This is a genomic window from Arthrobacter sp. CAN_C5, assembly GCF_017875735.1.
Taxonomy (GTDB): domain Bacteria; phylum Actinomycetota; class Actinomycetes; order Actinomycetales; family Micrococcaceae; genus Arthrobacter_D.
The window spans coordinates 1831643-1850602 of the sequence record NZ_JAGGMZ010000001.1 but is presented as its reverse complement, the minus strand read 5'-3'; the positions used below and the strand labels follow the sequence as shown (position 1 = coordinate 1850602).

The 18960-nt window shown below is 65.0% G+C and carries 16 protein-coding genes; 3 read left to right on the top strand and 13 right to left on the bottom strand.

Features of this window, described 5'->3' with window-relative positions:
• Position 1 precedes the first annotated feature (1 nt).
• From ctaD to H4V95_RS08685, 4 genes are all read right to left on the bottom strand, one after another.
• Positions 2 to 1723 (bottom strand): cytochrome c oxidase subunit I, encoded by a 1722-nt coding sequence (gene ctaD / locus H4V95_RS08700; RefSeq protein ID WP_196866134.1) that lies wholly within the window; start codon positions 1721 to 1723, stop codon positions 2 to 4.
• Entirely contained in the window at positions 1723 to 2589 is an 867-nt protein-coding gene (gene coxB / locus H4V95_RS08695; RefSeq protein WP_196866135.1) for a cytochrome c oxidase subunit II, read from the bottom strand. The genes ctaD and coxB overlap by 1 nt, the downstream gene beginning before the upstream one ends.
• 193 nt (positions 2590 to 2782) lie before the next feature.
• Complete coding sequence (locus H4V95_RS08690; RefSeq protein WP_171585239.1) at positions 2783 to 3163, bottom strand: iron-sulfur cluster assembly accessory protein; 381 nt, start codon at positions 3161 to 3163, stop codon at positions 2783 to 2785.
• Between the two features lie 126 nt (positions 3164 to 3289).
• On the bottom strand, positions 3290 to 4693 hold the full coding sequence (locus tag H4V95_RS08685) for a dipeptidase (protein WP_209729923.1): 1404 nt from the start codon (positions 4691 to 4693) through the stop codon (positions 3290 to 3292).
• A gap of 89 nt (positions 4694 to 4782) precedes the next feature.
• Between H4V95_RS08685 and H4V95_RS08680 the strand changes: the two genes are divergently transcribed.
• Positions 4783 to 5355 carry a DUF3043 domain-containing protein gene (locus H4V95_RS08680; protein WP_196866137.1) on the top strand — a complete coding sequence of 191 codons (573 nt, stop codon included), beginning with the start codon at positions 4783 to 4785 and terminating at the stop codon, positions 5353 to 5355.
• 38 nt (positions 5356 to 5393) lie between these two features.
• Here the strand turns inward: H4V95_RS08680 and H4V95_RS08675 are convergent, their stop codons facing one another.
• Positions 5394 to 6470 (bottom strand): quinone-dependent dihydroorotate dehydrogenase, encoded by a 1077-nt coding sequence (locus H4V95_RS08675; protein ID WP_209729921.1) that lies wholly within the window; start codon positions 6468 to 6470, stop codon positions 5394 to 5396.
• A 96-nt stretch (positions 6471 to 6566) separates the two neighbouring features.
• On the opposite strand from H4V95_RS08675, the gene H4V95_RS08670 reads away from it, so the two are divergent.
• Positions 6567 to 7682 (top strand): alpha/beta hydrolase, encoded by a 1116-nt coding sequence (locus tag H4V95_RS08670; RefSeq protein ID WP_209729919.1) that lies wholly within the window; start codon positions 6567 to 6569, stop codon positions 7680 to 7682.
• Here the strand turns inward: H4V95_RS08670 and H4V95_RS08665 are convergent.
• The 3 genes from H4V95_RS08665 to leuA all read right to left on the bottom strand — a co-directional run bounded on the left by H4V95_RS08665 (position 7679) and on the right by leuA (position 11095).
• Complete coding sequence (locus H4V95_RS08665; RefSeq protein ID WP_196866140.1) at positions 7679 to 8503, bottom strand: isoprenyl transferase; 825 nt, start codon at positions 8501 to 8503, stop codon at positions 7679 to 7681. The two genes, H4V95_RS08670 and H4V95_RS08665, sit on opposite strands and share 4 nt — an antisense overlap.
• Positions 8500 to 9249 (bottom strand): DNA repair protein RecO, encoded by a 750-nt coding sequence (gene recO, locus H4V95_RS08660; RefSeq protein ID WP_209729917.1) that lies wholly within the window; start codon positions 9247 to 9249, stop codon positions 8500 to 8502. The genes H4V95_RS08665 and recO overlap by 4 nt, the downstream gene beginning before the upstream one ends.
• A gap of 97 nt (positions 9250 to 9346) precedes the next feature.
• The gene (gene leuA / locus H4V95_RS08655; protein ID WP_209729915.1) at positions 9347 to 11095 is read right to left on the bottom strand and encodes a 2-isopropylmalate synthase; all 1749 of its coding nucleotides are present in this window, start codon (positions 11093 to 11095) and stop codon (positions 9347 to 9349) included.
• Positions 11096 to 11381: 286 nt separating this feature from the next.
• Here leuA and H4V95_RS08650 point away from each other — a divergent pair, with 286 nt between their 5' ends.
• Positions 11382 to 13331 carry a M13 family metallopeptidase gene (locus tag H4V95_RS08650; protein WP_209729913.1) on the top strand — a complete coding sequence of 650 codons (1950 nt, stop codon included), beginning with the start codon at positions 11382 to 11384 and terminating at the stop codon, positions 13329 to 13331.
• A gap of 3 nt (positions 13332 to 13334) precedes the next feature.
• Here the strand turns inward: H4V95_RS08650 and H4V95_RS08645 are convergent, their stop codons facing one another.
• The 5 genes from H4V95_RS08645 to H4V95_RS08625 form a co-directional block, all read right to left on the bottom strand.
• A complete protein-coding gene (locus tag H4V95_RS08645; protein ID WP_209729911.1) occupies positions 13335 to 14912 on the bottom strand; it encodes an LCP family protein in 1578 nt (525 codons plus the stop codon).
• A gap of 111 nt (positions 14913 to 15023) precedes the next feature.
• Entirely contained in the window at positions 15024 to 15953 is a 930-nt protein-coding gene (gene era, locus H4V95_RS08640) for a GTPase Era (RefSeq protein WP_196866145.1), read from the bottom strand.
• A complete protein-coding gene (locus tag H4V95_RS08635; RefSeq protein ID WP_395939870.1) occupies positions 15950 to 17242 on the bottom strand; it encodes a hemolysin family protein in 1293 nt (430 codons plus the stop codon). The genes era and H4V95_RS08635 overlap by 4 nt, the downstream gene beginning before the upstream one ends.
• Before the next feature lie 20 nt (positions 17243 to 17262).
• Positions 17263 to 17736: an rRNA maturation RNase YbeY gene (gene ybeY, locus H4V95_RS08630; protein ID WP_196866147.1), complete on the bottom strand. Its 474-nt coding sequence runs from the start codon at positions 17734 to 17736 to the stop codon at positions 17263 to 17265.
• Complete coding sequence (locus H4V95_RS08625; RefSeq protein ID WP_209729907.1) at positions 17733 to 18782, bottom strand: PhoH family protein; 1050 nt, start codon at positions 18780 to 18782, stop codon at positions 17733 to 17735. Before H4V95_RS08625 ends, ybeY begins: the two co-directional genes overlap by 4 nt.
• Positions 18783 to 18960 lie beyond the last annotated feature (178 nt).

Sequence of the window (18960 nt, the reverse complement as noted above, 5' to 3'; positions counted from 1 at the left end):
GCTAGGCGTCCTTCCGGTCGGCCGCGCCAAGTGCCTGTCCTACGGCAGAGCTTGGCGTGTGCTGCTGCTGCAGCTCGGGATGGTGGAGATCCAGCGCGGGACGCTCTGACCGGATCCGGGGCAGTGAGGTGAAGTTGTGGCGCGGTGGTGGGCAGGAAGTCGCCCATTCCAGCGAGGCACCGAAGCCCCAGGGGTCGTCGACCTCAACTTTTTTCCCGCTCCGCCACGTGATGTACACGTTCCAGAAGAACGGAATCAGTGAGGCGCCGAGCACGAAGGACGCAATGGTCGAGAACTGGTTCATCGCTGTGAACCCGTCCTCGGGCAGGTAATCCGCGTAACGGCGAGGCATACCGATCACACCCAGCCAGTGCTGGATCAGGAAAGTGCCGTGGAAGCCGACGAACAGCATCCAGAAGTGGATCTTGCCGAGACGTTCGTTGAGCATCTTGCCCGTGAACTTGGGCCACCAGAAATAGAATCCTGCGAACATCGCAAAGACGACGGTGCCGAAGACCACGTAGTGGAAGTGGGCCACCACGAAGTACGTGTCCGAAACGTGGAAGTCGAGCGGAGGTGACGCCAGGATGATGCCGGTGAGTCCACCGAACAGGAAGGTCACCAGGAATCCGAGGCTCCACAGCATGGGCGTCTCGAACGTGATCGAGCCACGCCACATGGTCCCTATCCAGTTGAAGAACTTCACACCCGTCGGCACCGCGATGAGCATGGTCATGAAGGCGAAGAACGGCAGCAGTACTGCCCCGGTGACGTACATGTGGTGGGCCCAGACGGTCACCGAAAGAGCAGCGATCGCGATCGTCGCGTACACAAGGCCCTTGTAGCCAAAGACCGGTTTCCGGCTGAACACGGGGAAAATCTCGGAAACGATGCCGAAGAAAGGCAACGCAATAATGTAGACCTCGGGGTGGCCGAAGAACCAGAACAGGTGCTGCCAGAGGATCGCTCCGCCGTTGTCCGGGTCGAAGATGTGCGCACCGAACCGCCGGTCCGCGCCGAGGGCGAAGAGGGCTGCAGCCAGTGGCGGGAAGGCCATCAGGACGAGGATTGCCGTGACGAGGGTGTTCCAGGTGAATATCGGCATCCGCCACATGGTCATGCCGGGGGCACGCATGCAGATGATGGTGGTAATGAAGTTGACCGCACCCAGGATGGTACCGAAGCCCGACAACGCCAGGCCGAAGACCCACAGGTCACCACCGAGCCCCGGGGAGAAGGTGGTATTTGATAGCGGAGCATAGGCAAACCAGCCGAAGGATGCAGCACCCTGGGGGGTGATGAAGCCGGAAACGGCGATGGTGCTGCCGAAAAGGAAGAACCAGAAGGCCAGGGCGTTCAATCGTGGGAACGCGACGTCGGGGGCACCGATCTGAAGCGGCATGATGACGTTGGCGAAACCGGCGAACAGCGGGGTCGCGAACATCAGCAGCATGACGGTGCCGTGCATGGTGAAGAGCTGGTTGTACTGTTCCTTGGTCTGCAGGATCTGCATCCCCGGCTCAAAGAGCTCCGCACGGATAACCAGCGCCATGACGCCGGCAAAGCAGAAGAAGACGAAGGACGCGATCAGGTACATGTACCCGATGGTCTTGTGGTCGGTGGAGGTGATCCAACTGACCACTACCCGGCCCTTGGACCGCGGGACAACCCGGGGTGCGACAGTGGTACCGGAATCGTCAGCTGTGTATTCGTAAGTGGACATCAGCCGTTACTCCCTGCTGGTTCAAGTTCGTTGTCGGAGTACGAGTTGCGATCGTATTCTTCACCGAGCTGGCCATCCTCAAGGGTGGCCATGTGCGCATCAAACTCTTGCTGCGAAACGACTGCAACATTGAAGAGCATCTCCGAGTGGTACTCACCGCACAGTTCGGCGCACTTCCCATCGAAGGTGCCTTCCCGTGTGGGAGTGAGGGTGATGTAGTTGGTGCGACCGGGAATCATGTCACGCTTCTGCAGGAACGCTGGCACCCAGAAGGAGTGCAGCACATCGCGGGCATTGAGCTGGAGCTCGACCGTCTGGTTTACCGGCAGATAGAGGGTGGGAAGCGTCTCGGGGATACCTTCCTCACCGGTCAGGTTCGCCTGGACTCCGCTGAAGTACTTGTCTTCGTTCACGTAGTTGAAGTCCCAGGACCACTGCTTGCCACGAACGTCGACTACCAGGTCCGGGTTGTCCACGCGGGCATCGATCGCCTGCTGGTCCCGGTCCGTGAAGTAGAAGAAGACGAGGACCATGAAGAGGGGAATGGTCAGGTAGAAGACCTCGAGGGGAAGGTTGTAGCTTACCTGGCGGGGAAATCCTGTCTCATTCCGGCGCCGGCGGTACGCAACGATGCACCAGATGATGAGACCCCAGGTGATGACGCCGACTATCAGTGCCGCAATCCAGGAGTTCACCCACAGATCAATGATCCGACCGGTGTGGTTGGTGTTGTCGCGCTCGGCGGGCAACCAACCCCTTTGGACTTCAGCTGAACAGCCCGACAGAAACAACGCGCCTACCAGCATGAGGCTGGAGATCTTGGTGACCCTTGCGCGCCGGGTGCCGGTTCGGTGCTGCGAACTCACAGACGGCCCTTCCTTTTCTTACGTGTTTGCCACCCGTGGCGGCGTTACCCCGTGTGCGCGAAAGGCACACATTTAGTTTTACTACTTACTGTAGAGCTTACCCGTAACCGCCGCCATCGGATGACACCAAGACGGCCTGCCGCGGAACTTTTGGCAGGTCATCAATGGTGCTTGTTTGGGCAGCAAACACGTGCTAGTGGAACGAATCGCCGCAGGCGCACGAGCCGCCGGCGTTGGGGTTGTCGATGGTGAACCCCTGCTTGGAGATCGTGTCCTCGAAGTCGATCGAGGCGCCCGCCAGGTAAGGGACGCTCATCCGGTCGACAATGACTTCTACGCCGTCGAACTCCCGGACGGCGTCGCCGTCGAGGGTGCGCTCGTCGAAGTACAGCTGGTAGATCAGGCCTGAACAACCGCCGGGCTGCACGGCAACGCGGAGCCGCAGGTCGGTGCGGCCTTCCTGCTCCAGGAGGCTGCGTACCTTGTCGGCTGCAACATCGGAGAGCATCACCTCATGGGCGGCCAACTCGGCCTCGGTGGTTCCGGTGGTGGTTTCGCTGGTGGAAGTACTCATAACTGGTTTCTCCTCGCTGTGGACACGCGTAGCGGTTTTGTGTCCTAACCCATGGTACGTCGGCAGTCCCGTCCGCGACCAACCCCGGGACCGGCTGGTCGCGGGCGGCGTCCCCGGCCGGGTTGGTCAGAGACCCTCGGCGTTGATGCGGGAGAGCATCAACGCCTCGGCGAGCACCGCCTTCTGGAACTCCGCGAGGTGCAGCGACTCGTTGGCGCTGTGCGCGCGTGAATCGGGATCCTCCACCCCGGTGATCAGGATCTGTGCGGTTGGGTACACCTCGGTCAGGTCGGCGATAAACGGAATCGAACCTCCCATTCCTGCTTCAACGGCCGGGACGCCCCACGCTTCCTGGAGCGCCCACAGTGCGGTCTGCGCGGCTGGCGCCGCGGTATCGGAGGCGAAGGCGCTACCGGTTTCCCCCTCGGTGAACGTGACCGTTGCACCGAAAGGCGCGTGACGCACCACATGGTCCTTGACCGCCGCCATTGCCGACGCCGGATCCTGGCCAGGCGCCAGGCGCAGACTGAACTTGGCGCGGGCCCGCGGGAGGAGGGTGTTAAAGGACAGGGCGACGCTCGGAGCATCCAGGCCAATGATGGACAGTGCCGGCTTGGTCCAGAGTCGTGAGGCGATGGACCCGGTACCAGCGAGGCGGACGCCGTCGAGCACCGAGGCGTCCGCGCGGTAGTCGACCTCCGGGTAGTCGACGGTAGCGTGGTCGCCGCCGGCGAGCCCGGCAATGACGACGTCGCCGGCCTCGTCATGGAATGTGGCGATCAGCCGGGCGAGCAGTGTCGGTGCGTCCAGTACCGGTCCCCCGAACATGCCCGAGTGAACGGCATGTTCAAGGACCTGCACCTCGACGGTGCCGTCGACCAGACCGCGCAGACTCGTGGTCAGGGCGGGAACGCCGACCTTCCAGTTGCTGGAATCGGCGACCACGATCACGTCAGCCTGCAGCAGGTCCCGGTGGGTGTCGAGGAACGTCCTGAAAGTCGGCGAACCGGCCTCCTCCTCACCCTCGATGAAGAGGGTCACGCCGACGCCGAAGTCCTCCCCGAGCACCTCATCCAGCGCGCGGAGGGCGCCCAGGTGAGCCATGATGCCCGCTTTGTCGTCGGCCGCTCCCCTGCCGTATAGCCGGCCGCCGCGTTCGACGGCGGTGAACGGTTCGCTCTCCCACAGCGCGCGGTCGCCCGGCGGCTGCACATCGTGGTGGGCGTAGAGAAGCACAGTCGGCTTTCCGGGTGCGGCCGGCCGGCGGGCGACGACGGCGGGACCGCCCTGGACCCCGTCGGTGGTGACCCGGAGAATCTGGACGTCGCTCACGCCAGCGGCTCGAATCAGGCCAGCGACAGCCTCGGCGCTGCGGTCCAGCTCGGCCGGGTCGAAAGCTTCCCAGGCGATCCCGGGGATGGCGACGAGGTCAATGAGATCGGTGACCACCTCCTCGAAGCCGGTGGCGACGGCGGCGCGAAGGGCCTGAGCCGAAAAGTCGTGGGGGGACGCGTGTTGTTCGTCAGTCATGTAAGTCGACCTTACACAGTGACCGTCGAGTAGTGACGGCTGCATAGTGACCGGGCGCACGCGAGCGTTGCGGCGGGTATCCTAGGAGGGTGTTTGGACGTAAAAAAGAGGCCCCCGAGGCCCCCGTAGACCAGTTGCCCGAAGAGCGCCCTGTTGGCAAGGGAGTGCCGACGCCGCGCCGTAGCTCTCAGGAAGCCGCACGGAAGCGCCCGCTCGTCCCCGACGACCGGAAGGCTGCGAAGGCGGCCGGCAGGGATGCGCAGCGAGCCGAAAGGCTCCGGATGCGCCAGGCCCTCGATACCGGTGAAGAGCGTTACCTGCCCTTGCGTGACAAGGGCCCGGCGCGCCGCTACATCAGGGATTTTGTGGACGCCCGCTGGAATCTCGGCGAGTTCCTCATGGTCGCGGCGCTGGTGTTCGTGATCCTGAGTTTTGTTCCCAGCATGCAGGTCCAGGGAATGGTGTTGTACGCCTTCTGGATCATCATCATCGCCGTCGTGCTTGACTGCTTCCTGCTGCGCCGTAGCCTGAGGGGACGCCTGACCGCAAAGTTTGGTGAGCCCGCCCGCGGCGACCTTTGGTACGGGGTCACCCGTGGGCTGCAGCTCCGCCGCCTGCGGCTTCCGAAGCCGCTGGTGAAGCGCGGCGAATACCCGGCGTAGGACCGGTTCCCTCAGGGACACCGGGCTGCTGCCAGCAGCTAGTGACGCGCTGTGAGCAACTCTTCCAGCCGACGGTTAATCTGCCGGGCCCAGAAGGGCCCCTCGTACAGGAACCCCGTGTAACCCTGCACCAGGGTGGCGCCAGCGTCGAGGCGTTCCAGGACGTCCTCGGCAGTCTCCACCCCGCCGACCGACACGATGGCAAGCTCATCGCCTGCCGCGGCGCGGAGCCGACGCAGCACCTCGAGGGAACGCTGCTTCAGGGGGGCACCGCTCAGTCCACCCACGCCGCACTTCATCACCAGCGCGTTGTCGCTGGCCAGCCCTGAGCGCGTGATGGTGGTGTTCGTAGCGATGACCCCGTCCAGACCGAGATCGACGGCGAGGGCGGCGACGTCGTCGATGTCCTGGTCCTCCAAGTCGGGGGCTATCTTGACGAGCAGCGGCACCGGACGCCCCGCACTGTCGTTGGCTGTCTGCCGGACCGCTGTCAGGAGCGGTCGCAAGGATTCGACGTTCTGCAGGAGGCGGAGACCCGGAGTGTTCGGGGAGCTGACGTTCACCACCAGGTAGTCGGCCGTGGGCGCCAGTTCCCTCGCGCTGACCAGATAGTCCGCGACGGCGTCCCCAAGGTTGACCGCCTTGGTTTTACCGATGTTGACTCCGATGATCGGCCGGTTGGCTACGTACCGTCGTTCCAGCCTTGCGCGGGCCACCTTCAGCCGGGGGGCGACGGCCGCTGCTCCGTCGTTGTTGAATCCCATCCGGTTGATCACGGCTCGGTCTGCGACCAGGCGGAACAGACGTGGTGTCGGGTTGCCGGGCTGTGCCTGGCCGGTGATCGTGCCTACCTCCACATGACCGAATCCCAGGCTGGTCAGGGCGGTAATCCCGTGGCCCTCCTTGTCGAATCCGGCTGCCAGCCCGAACGGGGACGGGAACGTGATGCCGAACGCCGAGGTCTGCAGTCCCGGGTGTGGTTTTGTCAGCTGACGCAGCACCAAGCCGGCGGGTGTGCGTTCCGCGGCACGAATCAGCCGGAACCCGATCTGGTGGGCCCGTTCGGCGTCCATGCGGGAGAAGACCAGTCGGAAAAAGGCAGGGTAGATTCGCATGCTCTAAAACTCCCACGCACAAGCTGCCAACAACAACTCCTGCCCGCCGGCGGTGGAGCTGCTCCTGGAGACGGAGCCAGCGGTTACAGTTTTCGGATGGGGCTGATCTGGAAACCGGACTATCTGGGCGACGGGTTCACCTGCGCCGACCTGCCGCTCGGCACCGACGACGAGGGTCCGTGCGTCGCGACGCTGGTGTCCTACACTCCCCCGACACCCGAGAACCCAATGGCGACGCATCCCCCCGCAGGCAACCGGTTCCATCCCCGTGTCTGGTGGTCGCACCTCCTGGATCGCCTGCCCCAGCGACCCGAGCGAGGGAGCACCAACGAACCGGCATCCGAGGAGCCGCCAGTCACTGCAGTCCTCTACCTGCACGGCTGGAGCGACTACTTCCTCCACCGTGGCCTCGCCGAGTTCTACGCGGCGCGCGGGGTCGCCTTCTACGCGCTGGATCTTCACAAGTACGGGCGCAGCCTACGCGACGGGCAGACCCCCGGATATGTCGGGGACCTCGCCGATTATGACGACGACCTCGATGCGGCGTTGCGGGCGATGGCATCCCACATCCGTGAACGGCAGGGCGCTGAGGTGCCGGTTCACGTGCACCTGATGGCGCACTCCACGGGGGCGCTCATCGCCTCGCTATGGGTCCACCGCAATCCCGGCCGGATTGCCAGCCTGATCCTGAACAGTCCCTGGCTTGATGTGCAGGGTAGTGCGATTTTCCGGGGCGCCACCCAAGGACTGCTGGATCCCATTACCCGGTTCAAACCGAAGGCACGGCTGAAGCTCCCGGAGATCGGGTTTTACTGGCGCAGCATCAGCAATACCGGCGACGGCGACTGGGACATCAATCCCCTGTGGCGTCCCGAGTTCGGCTTCTCCATCAGGGCGGGCTGGGTGGCGGCGGTCCTGGCCGGGCACGCCCAGGTGCGCCGGGGACTGGACATCGACGTACCGGTCCTGGTCCTGGCCTCGACCCGCTCATCGGTGAGCCCGGTCTGGAGCGAGGCGATGCTCACCTCGGACAGTGTGCTGGATGTGACCCTGATGACCCAGCGGGCCCTCCAGCTCGGACCGAACGTGACCGTCTGCCGGTATGAGGGCGCGCTGCACGACGTCCTACTCTCCAAGGAACCGGTCCGCCGCGAGGTGTACCTGACCCTAGACGGGTGGCTCCGCTGTCAGGAGCTTGTCGGCCGGGGCTAGCCCGGTGCCGCAGCCGACTGGTCCACCGCGCCACCGAAGCGTCGGTCCCTGCCCGCGTACTCGCCGATCGCCCGCCACAACACCCGGCGGTCGACGTCGGGCCAGAGCACGTCCATGAACACCATCTCCGCATAGGCGGACTGCCACAGCATGAAGTTGGAGAACCTCTGCTCACCGGAGGTCCGCAGGAACAGGTCGACGTCGGGGAGATCGGGTTCGTCGAGGTACTTCTGGATGGTCTTCTCCGACACGGCCGACGCGCGCAGCTTGCCGGCCTGGACCTGCTCGGCGATGGCGCGGGCAGCGTCGGCGATCTCCGCACGGCCCCCATAGTTGACACACATGGTGAGGGTGCAGGTGGTGTTGCCGAGGGTCTGCTGTTCAGCCACCTCCAGTTCCTTCACCACCGACTGCCACAGTCGGGGACGCCGTCCGGACCAGCGGATCCGCACGCCCCAAGCGTCCAGCTGGTCACGCTGCCGGCGCAGGACGTCCCGGCTGAACCCCATCAGGAACCGCACCTCGTCCGGTGAGCGTTTCCAGTTCTCGGTGGAGAACGCGTAGACGGACACGTGCTTAACGCCGATCTCGATGGCACCAGCCATCACATCCAGCAGTGCCGCTTCCCCGGCACGGTGGCCTTCCGTCCGGGGCAGACCGCGCTGGTTGGCCCACCGGCCGTTCCCGTCCATCACGATCGCCACGTGCTTAGGCACGAACTGCGCCGGGATGGCGGGAGCCGTTTCGCCCGAGGGGTGTGGCCACGGGCGGGTAGGGCTGGTGGTTCGCCAGTCCTGATTGGCTGTCGGTCCTGACTTCACTGACGCTCCACTAGTTTGAGGGATTTGACGACGCGTTCGAGGTGCCACTGCAGATAACTAGCGACCAGCCCGGCGGCCTCCCGGCGGGACTGTGGGCCGGAGGCGTCGGCTGTCTCCCAGTTGCCGGAGAGCAGCGCGGCGAGCAGTTCCATTGACTCGGCCGACGGCGACGCGGCTCCCGGTGGACGGCAGTCGGGGCACACTCCCCCACCCAGGGGCGCCGAGAAGGCGGAGTGCGGCCCGGGCGTCCCACAGCGGGCGCAATCGGTGAAGCTCGGTGCCCAGCCGGCGGTGGCGAGGGCACGCAGCAGATAAGAGTCGAGGATCAGCTCCGGTGCGTGCAAGCCCCTGCTCAGGGCTGACAGCGCCCCGACGATGAGGTTGTACTGGGCTCCGGAGGATTCGCCGTCGGCGTCGGTAAGCCGTTCCGCAGTTTCGGCGATCGCCGCGGCAGCCGTGTACCGGCCGTAGTCGGCGGCAATCCCGTGACCGTAGGCGCCCTTCGTTTGCGCCTGGGTGACGACGTCGAGGCTGCGTCCGGCCACCAGCTGCAGGTCGACCGTCATGTAGGGTTCCAGCCGCGAACCGAACTTGCTGCTGGTGCGGCGCACACCTTTGGCCACGGCCCTGACCTGCCCGTGATCCCTGGTGAGGAAGACGATGATCCGGTCGGCTTCACCGAGTTTGTAGGTGCGCAGCACAACGCCTTCGGCGCGGTAGGTGCGGGAGGCAAAGGACGAGGACACCGTTCCATTTTCGCACCACTTCCGCCGCACGGGGGCATCGGTGGGGGCGCGCCCCCTGACCGTTGCCCACGTGTGGCGAAATGCCCCGCCGGTACCGCTAACTGGCCTGCTGCTGGTCCCTGATGGCACGGTTCACAGCTGAGATGACTGCCTTCAGCGCGGCCATCGTGGTGTTGGAGTCGATGCCGATCCCCCAGAGGACGCGTTCCCCGATAGTGCACTCGACGTAGGCTGCCGCGCGGGCGTTGCCCCCGGCGGACAGGGCATGCTCGGTGTAGTCCAGGACCCGCACGTCCACCCCGTCCTCTCCCAGGATGGAGAGCAGCGCCGCAATCGGGCCGTTGGCCTCGGCGGAACGCCGCTGGTGGACGCCGTCCACCAGCAGGGACGCGGTGAGCTTGAAGGAGTCGTCCTCCCCGGTAGCGGTGTTGACGCTGGTGAGGGCATAGTGTCCCCAGGTGCCCGCGCCACCGGCCCGGCTGGGCAGGTACTCGTCCTGGAAGACCTTCCAGAGCTCTGCACCGCTGATTTCCCCGCCAACCGTGTCAGTACGACGCTGGATGACCCCGGAGAACTCGATCTGCGCCCGTCGCGGCAGGTCCAGGCTGTGCTCGTTCTTCAACAGGTAGGCGACACCGCCCTTGCCGGACTGGGAGTTGACCCGGATCACTGCCTCATAGCTGCGCCCAATATCCTTCGGGTCAATCGGCAGGTAGGGCACGGCCCAGGGGATGTCCTCGACGGTCGTGCCGGCATCGGCGGCGTCGGCCTCCATCCGTTCGAAGCCCTTCTTGATGGCGTCCTGATGGGAGCCGGAGAAGGCGGTGAACACCAGGTCGCCACCGTACGGTGAACGCTCGGGGACGGGGAGTTGGTTGCAGTACTCCGCGGTCCGCCGGATGTGGTCAATGTCGGAGAAGTCGATCTCCGGGTCGATACCCTGACCGTAGAGGTTCATGCCCAGCGTCACCAGGTCAACGTTGCCGGTGCGTTCGCCGTTGCCAAAGAGGCAGCCCTCGATCCGGTCAGCGCCCGCCAGGTAACCGAGCTCGGCTGCTGCGACGCCGGTCCCGCGGTCGTTGTGCGGGTGCAGGGACAGGATGATGTTCTCCCTGTTGTCCAGATTCCGGCACATCCACTCGATCGAGTCGGCGTACACATTGGGGGTGGCCATCTCGACGGTTGCCGGCAGGTTCAGGATCATCTGGCGGTCTGCGCTGGCTTCCAGGACCACCGCGACCTCGTTGCTGATCCGCGCCGCGAATTCCAGTTCGGTGCCGGTGAAGGACTCGGGAGAGTACTCGTAGGTGACCTCGGTGTTCCTGAGGGTCTCCTCGAACTTCTTGCAGAGCCGCGCCCCGGTCAGCGCGATGTCGATGATGCCGTCCTTGTCCTGGTTGAACACCACCCGGCGCTGCAGGACCGAGGTCGAGTTGTACAGGTGGACGATGGCACGATCGGCGCCCTCAATCGACTGGTAGGTCCGCTCGATCAGGTGCTCCCGGGCCTGGGTGAGGACCTGGATGGTGACGTCGTCGGGAATCCGGTCCGTCTCGATCAGCTGACGGACGAAGTCAAAGTCGGTCTGCGACGCCGAAGGGAACCCCACCTCGATCTCCTTGTAGCCCATCTGGACGAGAAGGTCGAACATCTTGTGCTTGCGTTCGGGGCTCATCGGATCGATCAGCGCCTGGTTCCCGTCCCTCAGGTCGACCGCACACCAGCGCGGTGCCTTGGTGATGACCTTGTCGGGCCAGGTCCGGTCCGGCAGTTCAACGGTGATCTGGTCCTGGAACGGCGTGTACTTGTGGAACGGCATTCCGGACGTCTTTTGTGCGTTGCGCATGATGATTGGCCTGTTCTCTGGAGGTTCTGGGGGAAGACTCCGGGGCAGCTTCGGTACGACTCTGAGCCGGGTTCTTCAGGACTGGGCCGGGCATCACTGACTCCGCAGCGGGGAGTCGGCCTTGACTGTGTCTTGAGTGACTACCTAGTCGTTCTGGCCCCGCCGCGGCAGCTAAGGAGAAGCAGTTCTGCGCGCACAAGCCCACCCTAGCATGGAGCATAGGATGGAATCCGGATCGATTTCACTTCATCGCACCCCCGAATTCACCCCACCAGTGAGGACAACCATGACAACGGCAGGGACCACCCACACGGCAACCGGTACTGAGGAACGGGTTCAGGATGACCTGTTCCGGCACGTCAACGGTGGCTGGTTGAGCACCACCGATATTCCGGCAGACCGGCCGCTGGAAGGCGCCTTCACCCAGCTCCGGGATGCTGCCGAACTGGCCGTGCGCCAGATCATCGAGGACGCGGCGGCGACGCCTTCTCCGTCCGGCGACAACTTCAGGATCAAGGCGCTCTACGGCTCCTTCATGGACGAGGACCACATTGAGCGGGTCGGCGCGGACCCGGTGGCTCCCCTGCTGGAGAGGATTGACGCGGTCGAGTCAACGGCGGCCCTGGTCGCGCTGGACGCCGAACTCTCCCGGACCGGTATCGCCGGGCTGGCGCTGCCCTACGTGAGCAACGACGCCGGCAACCCCGAAAGATACCTGCTGCACCTCTACCAGTCGGGGCTGGGCATGCCCGACGAGTCCTACTACCGGGAGGACAAGTTCGAAGCCTCGCGGACCGAGTACCGGTCCCTCCTGTTCGCCCTGCTCAAGGAAGCGGGAGTGGACGACGCGGAGGGACGGGCCAAGGCCGTCTTCGAACTGGAAACCCAACTCGCGGCTGCCCATATGGATGCGGTCGCCCGGCGGGACCCGCAGGCCACCTACAACCTGCTGGGCCTGGACGCCGTCGTCGAGCTGGCACCGTTCAGCGGCCCGTGGCTTCGGACCCTGACCCGCGACGCCGACGGCATCGACGAGCTGATCGTCAGCCAGCCCCAGTATCTGGCCGCAGTGGACCGGCTCCTGGCCTCGGGAGACCTCTCGGTGTGGAAAAGCTGGCTCACCACCCGGGTGCTGCTGCACGCGGCCGGGTACCTCAGCCGCGCGTTCGTTGACGCAGCGTTCGCCTTCTACGGCACTCACCTCAGCGGCACACCGCAGATCAAAGACCGCTGGAAGCGCGGTGTTGCCCTGGTGGAGGGGGCCGTCGGAGAGGCCGTCGGACGGGAGTACGTGAACCGGCACTTCCCACCCACCCACAAGGCCATCATGCTGGGGCTGGTCGAAAACCTGCTTTCCGCCTACCGGGAAAGCATCACCTCGCTCGACTGGATGACCTCAGAGACGAAAGAGCGCGCCCTCGCCAAGCTGGAACGGTTCCACACCAAGATCGGTTTCCCCGACCAGTGGATCGATTATGCGGAACTGGAAATCGTCGACGGCGACACCTACGGGAACGTCCGCCGCGCGACAGCCTTCGAACTGGATCGCCAGCTCGCCCGGCTCGGTGGACCGATCGACCGCGGCAACTGGCTGATGACACCGCAAACCGTCAATGCCTACTACATGCCCACCATGAACGAAATCGTCTTCCCGGCAGCCATTCTGCAGCCGCCGTTCTTCGACGTCGACGCCGATCCGGCGGTCAACTACGGAGCAATCGGCGCGGTGATCGGCCACGAGATCGGCCACGGATTTGACGATAAGGGTTCACAGTTCGATGGAAGTGGCCGCCTGGACAACTGGTGGACCGACCAGGACCGGGCCGCCTTCGACGCACTCACCGCGCGTCTGGTGGAGCAGTACGATCGCCTCAGCCCGGCCGAGGCTCCCGGACACACCGTCAACGGCAAGCTCACCCTTGGCGAGAACATCGGCGACCTGGGCGGGCTGTCCATCGGCTACCGCGCCTACCTGCTGAGCCTGGACGGCGCGGAACCGCCGGTCATTGATGGCTTGACCGGCGCTCAGCGGTTCTTCATCTCGTGGGCCCAGTGCTGGCGGCAGAAGATCCGCGGCGAGGAGGCCGTCCGCCGGCTGACCGTCGATCCGCACTCCCCCAACGAGTTCCGGTGCAATCAGGTGGTGCGCAACCTGGACCCGTTCCATGACGCGTTTGGCGTGACCGAGGCGGATCAGCTGTGGCTGGACCCCGACCAGCGGGTCCGGATCTGGTAGCTGCTACGAGCCGAACGACGACTGGCAGGTCACCTGGTCAGCAGTCTGGCCTGACAGTTCGGGCGGCAGGCCCTCCGTCGTGACGGTGCTGCCGCTCGTGAAGTCGGCGCCGACGCTCAGGGCGAGCCCCACGGTGGCGGGGCTGGACAACACCTGAACATCGGCGAGCCCAAACAGTTCGGCCACCGTTGTTGCGATCGCCTCGTAGCCCGGACCGACGAACAGCTGGGTTGCCGGTGTTTCGGAGTCCTCACTGACCACCGCCTGGGTGTAGCCCTCGCCCTGCAGCAGTTCCAGGATTTCCTCACCCCGGTCGGTTTCTCCGGAGGAGTCAATGACGGTGAACGGGACTGCGGCGGGATCGAAGTCGGGTTCCTCCTCAGCGAAGGGCTCTCCGCTGGGCTCCTGGGACGCCTCACCTGGGGCGGATGGTTCGGGAGAGGCTGAGGGGCCGGGTGAGGCGGAGGGGTCAGGAGCAGCTGACGGCGCGGGTTCCGCGGCGTCGATGATGCTGCGATCGTCCACGAGGGTCTCGAACAGTTCGGCGGCGCGTTCCTCGTCAGGGACCAGCCGGTTCAGGTCCGGCTCGTAGGGCAGCACGGGCATCGTCACGAAGGCCACCTTCGCCAGGTCGACGTCCTTCAGGCGATCGGCCAGGCGCAGGAGGTCGGGAATCTGGCTCAGCCCGTCATCGACGGTGAGATTCCTGGTGATGGTTTCGGCGATCGCGTACATCCGGGGAAGGTTGTTGAGGGTTCCTTCCTCGGTGATCTTGCGGGCCATTGACGCCATGAACGACTGTTGAGCCCGGATTCTCCCCTCGTCGCCGCCGTCGGCGAAACCGTGGCGGGTCCGCAGGAAGGCCAGCGCCTGCTCACCCTCCACCTCGGAGGTGCCAGCGGGCAGGCTGAGCCCGGAGTAGGTGTCCTCGATGGCCTGGTTCACGCAGACCTCGACGCCGCCGAGGGTCGAGGAGAGTTCCTTTACAGCCTTGAAATCGGCCATCATGAAGTGGTCGATCTTCAGGCCGGTCAGTTCGTTGATCGCGGCGACGGTGCAGCCAGGCCCACCATTGCCGAGCGCACCGTTGAGCATCGCGAGATCCTGCGCCGGGCTGAGCGTCCCGGATTCAGGGTCGAGGCAGGCCGGCAGCGGCACCAGGAGGTCGCGGGGGAAGCTGACCATCGTGACGTTCTCCCGGTCAGCGGACAGGTGCATCATCATCATGACATCGGAGTTGCCGGTCTCAGTGGTGAACTCCTCGCCGCCGTACGCGGCGTTTTCCGACCCTTCCCGGGTATCGGTCCCGAGGATCAGGATCTGCACGGGGTCCCGGTCGATATTGGCGGTGTCGTCGCCGTCCTGATCGGTGCCAAGGTTCAGGGGCTGGGTCAGCACGTTGCCCTGCAACCGCAGCAGCTGGACGGAGGCGAACCCTGCACCGGCGATGAGCACCGTGGCCAGGACACCGGCAATGATCTTCAGGACGGTCTGAGGCGCCGACCGGCCGAGGTGGCGCCCACCCGGAGACGCCGCAGCGCCCTCGGCGGGGTGGCCGGCATCGGCGGATCGGGGACTCATTCGGTGCGGCCCTTTCGGAGAATTTCGGTCGAGTGTAGCTGGTAGACGGTGGCAAAGAGAACCAGTCCCAGCCTCTCAGTCAACGACTGCTGGAGCCGGGTAGTGCCCGGCCTAGAACCCCAGGCGCACCAGCTGCTTGGGGTCGCGCTGCCAGTCCTTGGCGATTTTCACGTGCAGGTCGAGGTAGATCCGCGTGCCCAGCAGGGCTTCGATGCTCTTGCGCGCGTTGGTGCCTACCTCCCGGAGGCGGGCACCACCCTTACCAATGATGATCGCTTTCTGGGAGGAACGCTCGACGAAAAGGTTCACCCGGACGTCGAGCAGCTGGTTGTCCGCGCTCCGGCCCTCCCGGGGAACAATCTCATCGACCACCACAGCGAGCGAGTGCGGCATTTCATCGCGGACGCCTTCGAGGGCCGCTTCCCTGACCAGTTCCGCGACCATCACGGCCTCCGGCTCATCGGTCAGCGCACCACCCGGGTACAGGGGCGGGGATTCGGGCATGTGCGACACGAACACGTCCCCCACCGTCTCCACCTGGAAGCCGTCGGCGGCAGACACCGGGACGACGTCGGCCCATCCGTCCTCACCGAGCACCTCCTCACCCAGGGCCACGACAGCCATCAGCTGCCGCGTCAGGGCGGCACGGTCCACCAGATCGGTTTTGGTCACGACGGCGATCAGCGGTTTGCGCTGCAGGCGGGACAACTGCTGGGAAATGAACTTGTCGCCCGGCCCGATCGGCTCGTTGGCGGGGATACAGAAACCGATCGCGTCCACTTCGGCGAGCGTGTCTGCCACGAGGTCGTTCAACCGCTGCCCCAGGAGAGTGCGGGGACGGTGCAGCCCCGGCGTGTCAACGAGGATCAGCTGGGAGTCCTCCCGGTGCACAATCCCCCTGATGGTGTGCCGCGTGGTCTGCGGTTTGGACGAGGTGATGGCCACCTTCTGTCCCACCAGCGCGTTGGTCAATGTCGATTTGCCGGCATTCGGACGGCCGACCAGGGATACGAACCCGGCCCGGTGCTGTTTTTCGCTCATGATATTCCGCCGTGTCCTTGAAGTTGTGCGGGATGTCGATCCCGGCCGTCGTCGTCGTTCGCGGGTTCCCGCTTCCGCACAATGATGTGCGATACCCGGTTTCTGCGGCCTTCGACCCGTTCGGCGCGCAGTCCGATGCTGCCAACGGTGACCTCGCTGCCGACGATCGGCACCCGGCCGAGTGTCTTCGCGAGCAGACCGCCCACCGTGTCCACCTCGTCGTCCTCCAGATCGACGTGGAAGATCTCCCCCAGGTCGTCGATGCCCATCCGTGAGCTGATCCGGTATTCGCCGTTGCCGAGTTGTTCCAGCTCGGGTACTTCGGAGTCGTACTCGTCCACGATCTCGCCGACAATTTCCTCGATCAGGTCCTCGAGGGTCACCAGGCCCGCGGTGCCGCCATACTCGTCGATGACGATGGCGACGTGGGTGGATTCGCGTTGCAGTTCCTGCAGGAAATCGCTCACCGGCTTTGACTCCGGGACGTAGCGCACCGCCCGGCAGACGCCGTCCACCGGATCCGAGTCCCGTTCATCGGGACCGTGCAGCTGGGCGACGACGTCCTTGAGGTAGAGGATGCCGATGATGTCGTCGGCGCTGTCGCCGATGACGGGAATGCGGGAGTAGCCCGAGCGCAGGAACAGCGACATCGCCTGTTTCAGCGTGGACCCGGTCTCAATGGACACCATGTCGGTGCGCGGCACCATGACGGAGCGCACCTTGGTGTCGCCCAGTTCAAACACGGAGTGGATCAGTTCCGCCTCGCTGTCCTCGATCATCTCCGCGTCGTTGGCGCGCGAGAGCAGTTCGCGGAACTCCTCTTCAGTGAAGAAGGCCGCCTCGGCGCGGGCCGCTCCCGGGGTGATGGAGCTGCCCAGGGAGACGAGCCAGCGTGGCACCGGCCCGAGGACCCCGCACAGGAAACGAACCAGTCCGGCCGTGGCAGGAACCACTGTGCTGGCGTGGGTGCGACCCAGTTGACGGGGCGACACACCCACGAGGACAAACCCGACCGCGGCCATGGTGGCAGTGGCCAGCAGGCCGGCAATCCACACGTTGTCGAGGATGTCGTGGAAGAGGATGGCGACTGCCACGGCGGCGGCCATCTCGAACCAGACCCGCCAGAACCGGAGCGCGTGCATGTGGGCGATGGGCGAGGCGAGAATCCGCTCCAGTGCGCGGCCGGATTTGCCCTGCAGCAGTTCCTCGCCCTCCTGGCGGGGCAGATAGCTGAAGGCGGCCTCGGCGGCCGTGACCAGCGCTGCAACGAGGACAAACACCAACGCCATGAGTGCGAGGACCCAAATGATCAACTGACAGTCTCCTCGGGCGCTTTTCCGCCCAGATAGTCGGCCAGCAGGCGACGCTGGAGGCCGAACATTTCAGCCTCCTCGTCGGGTTCCGCATGGTCGTACCCCAGCAGATGCAGCACCCCGTGGGTGGTCAGAAGGAGCAGTTCCTCGCCCGTGGAGTGCCCAGCCTTCGCGGCCTGCTCCTGCGCCACCTCGGGGCAGAGGACCACGTCGCCGAGAACACCTGCCGCGGTCAGCCGGCCGGCGGTGCCGGGACGGAGCTCGTCCATGGGGAACGACAGGACGTCGGTGGGTCCCGGCTCGTCCATCCATTCGAGATGGAGTTTTTCCATCGCCACCGTGTCGACGAGGATGATCGACAGCTCTGCCTCGGGGTGGACGTACAGGCTGTCCAGGAGGAACCGTCCCAGCCGGACCAGGTTCTCCTCATCGGCGTCGATCCCTGATTCGTTGTTGACCTCGATGCTCATGCCTTGCCTCCCGCGTGTGCCCGCGGGCCCCGGTGGTCGCGGGCGGCCGACGCCCGCTGGTTCTCATCCCAGACGCTGTAGGCGGTCACGATGTCGCCGACCAGCCGGTGCCGGACGACGTCGGAGGCGTCCAGGGTTCGGAAGCTGACGTCGTCGACCCCCTGGAGGATTTCGCTGACCACCCGCAGGCCCGAGTTGGTGCCGCCGGGGAGGTCCACCTGGGTGATGTCGCCGGTGACCACCATCTTGGAGCCGAAGCCGAGCCGGGTGAGGAACATTTTCATCTGCTCGGGCGTGGTGTTCTGCGCCTCGTCCAGGATGATGAACGCGTCGTTGAGGGTGCGTCCGCGCATGTAGGCCAGCGGGGCCACCTCAATGGTGCCCGCAGCCATCAGCCGGGGAATCGTGTCAGGGTCCATCATGTCGTGGAGGGCATCGTAGAGGGGCCTCAGGTACGGGTCGATCTTGTCGCTGAGGGTGCCGGGCAGGAACCCCAGCCGCTCGCCCGCTTCCACCGCCGGGCGGGTGAGGATGATCCGGTTGACTTCCTTGTGCTGCAACGCCTGCACAGCCTTGGCCATTGCCAGATAGGTCTTCCCGGTACCGGCCGGGCCGATCCCGAACACCACCGTGTGCCGGTCGATCGCCTCGACATAGTCGCGCTGGTTCAGCGTCTTGGGCCTGATGGTCCTGCCGCGGGAGGACAGGATGTTCATGGTCAGCACGTCCGAGGGGCTGCTGATCGACTGATCCTTCAGCATCGAAAGGAGCTGCCGGAGAACCTGTGGATTGACTGTGGTGTTGTTCGCGGCGAGGGTGCGGATTTCGGAGATGAGCCGCTCCGTGCGTGACACGTCGACGGCGGGTCCGGTGATGGACAGCTCGTTGCCCCGCACATGCAGGTTGACCCCCACGAAGGTACTCTCGATCAGCCGCAAGGCTTCATCGTTCGTCCCCAGCGCCTGAACCATCTGTTCCGTCGAATCGAAGTGGATCACGACCGTGTCGAGCCCCACTGCGCTAATGCCAACTGAAGAATCGGTCATATAATCGGCCTTCGCGGCCTTCCATCTCTCCTTGAATCGGTAACTGACGGCACCCGTCCGCAGCCAATCTTACGTCACCCGGCCCCCTTCCGAGGAGTTTCCACTCCTGGCTGATCCGTCGGATCGGTGGCCTGCTGCCGCACTCAGGAAGCAGTTGGTCACTACCGGGCAACGGCAC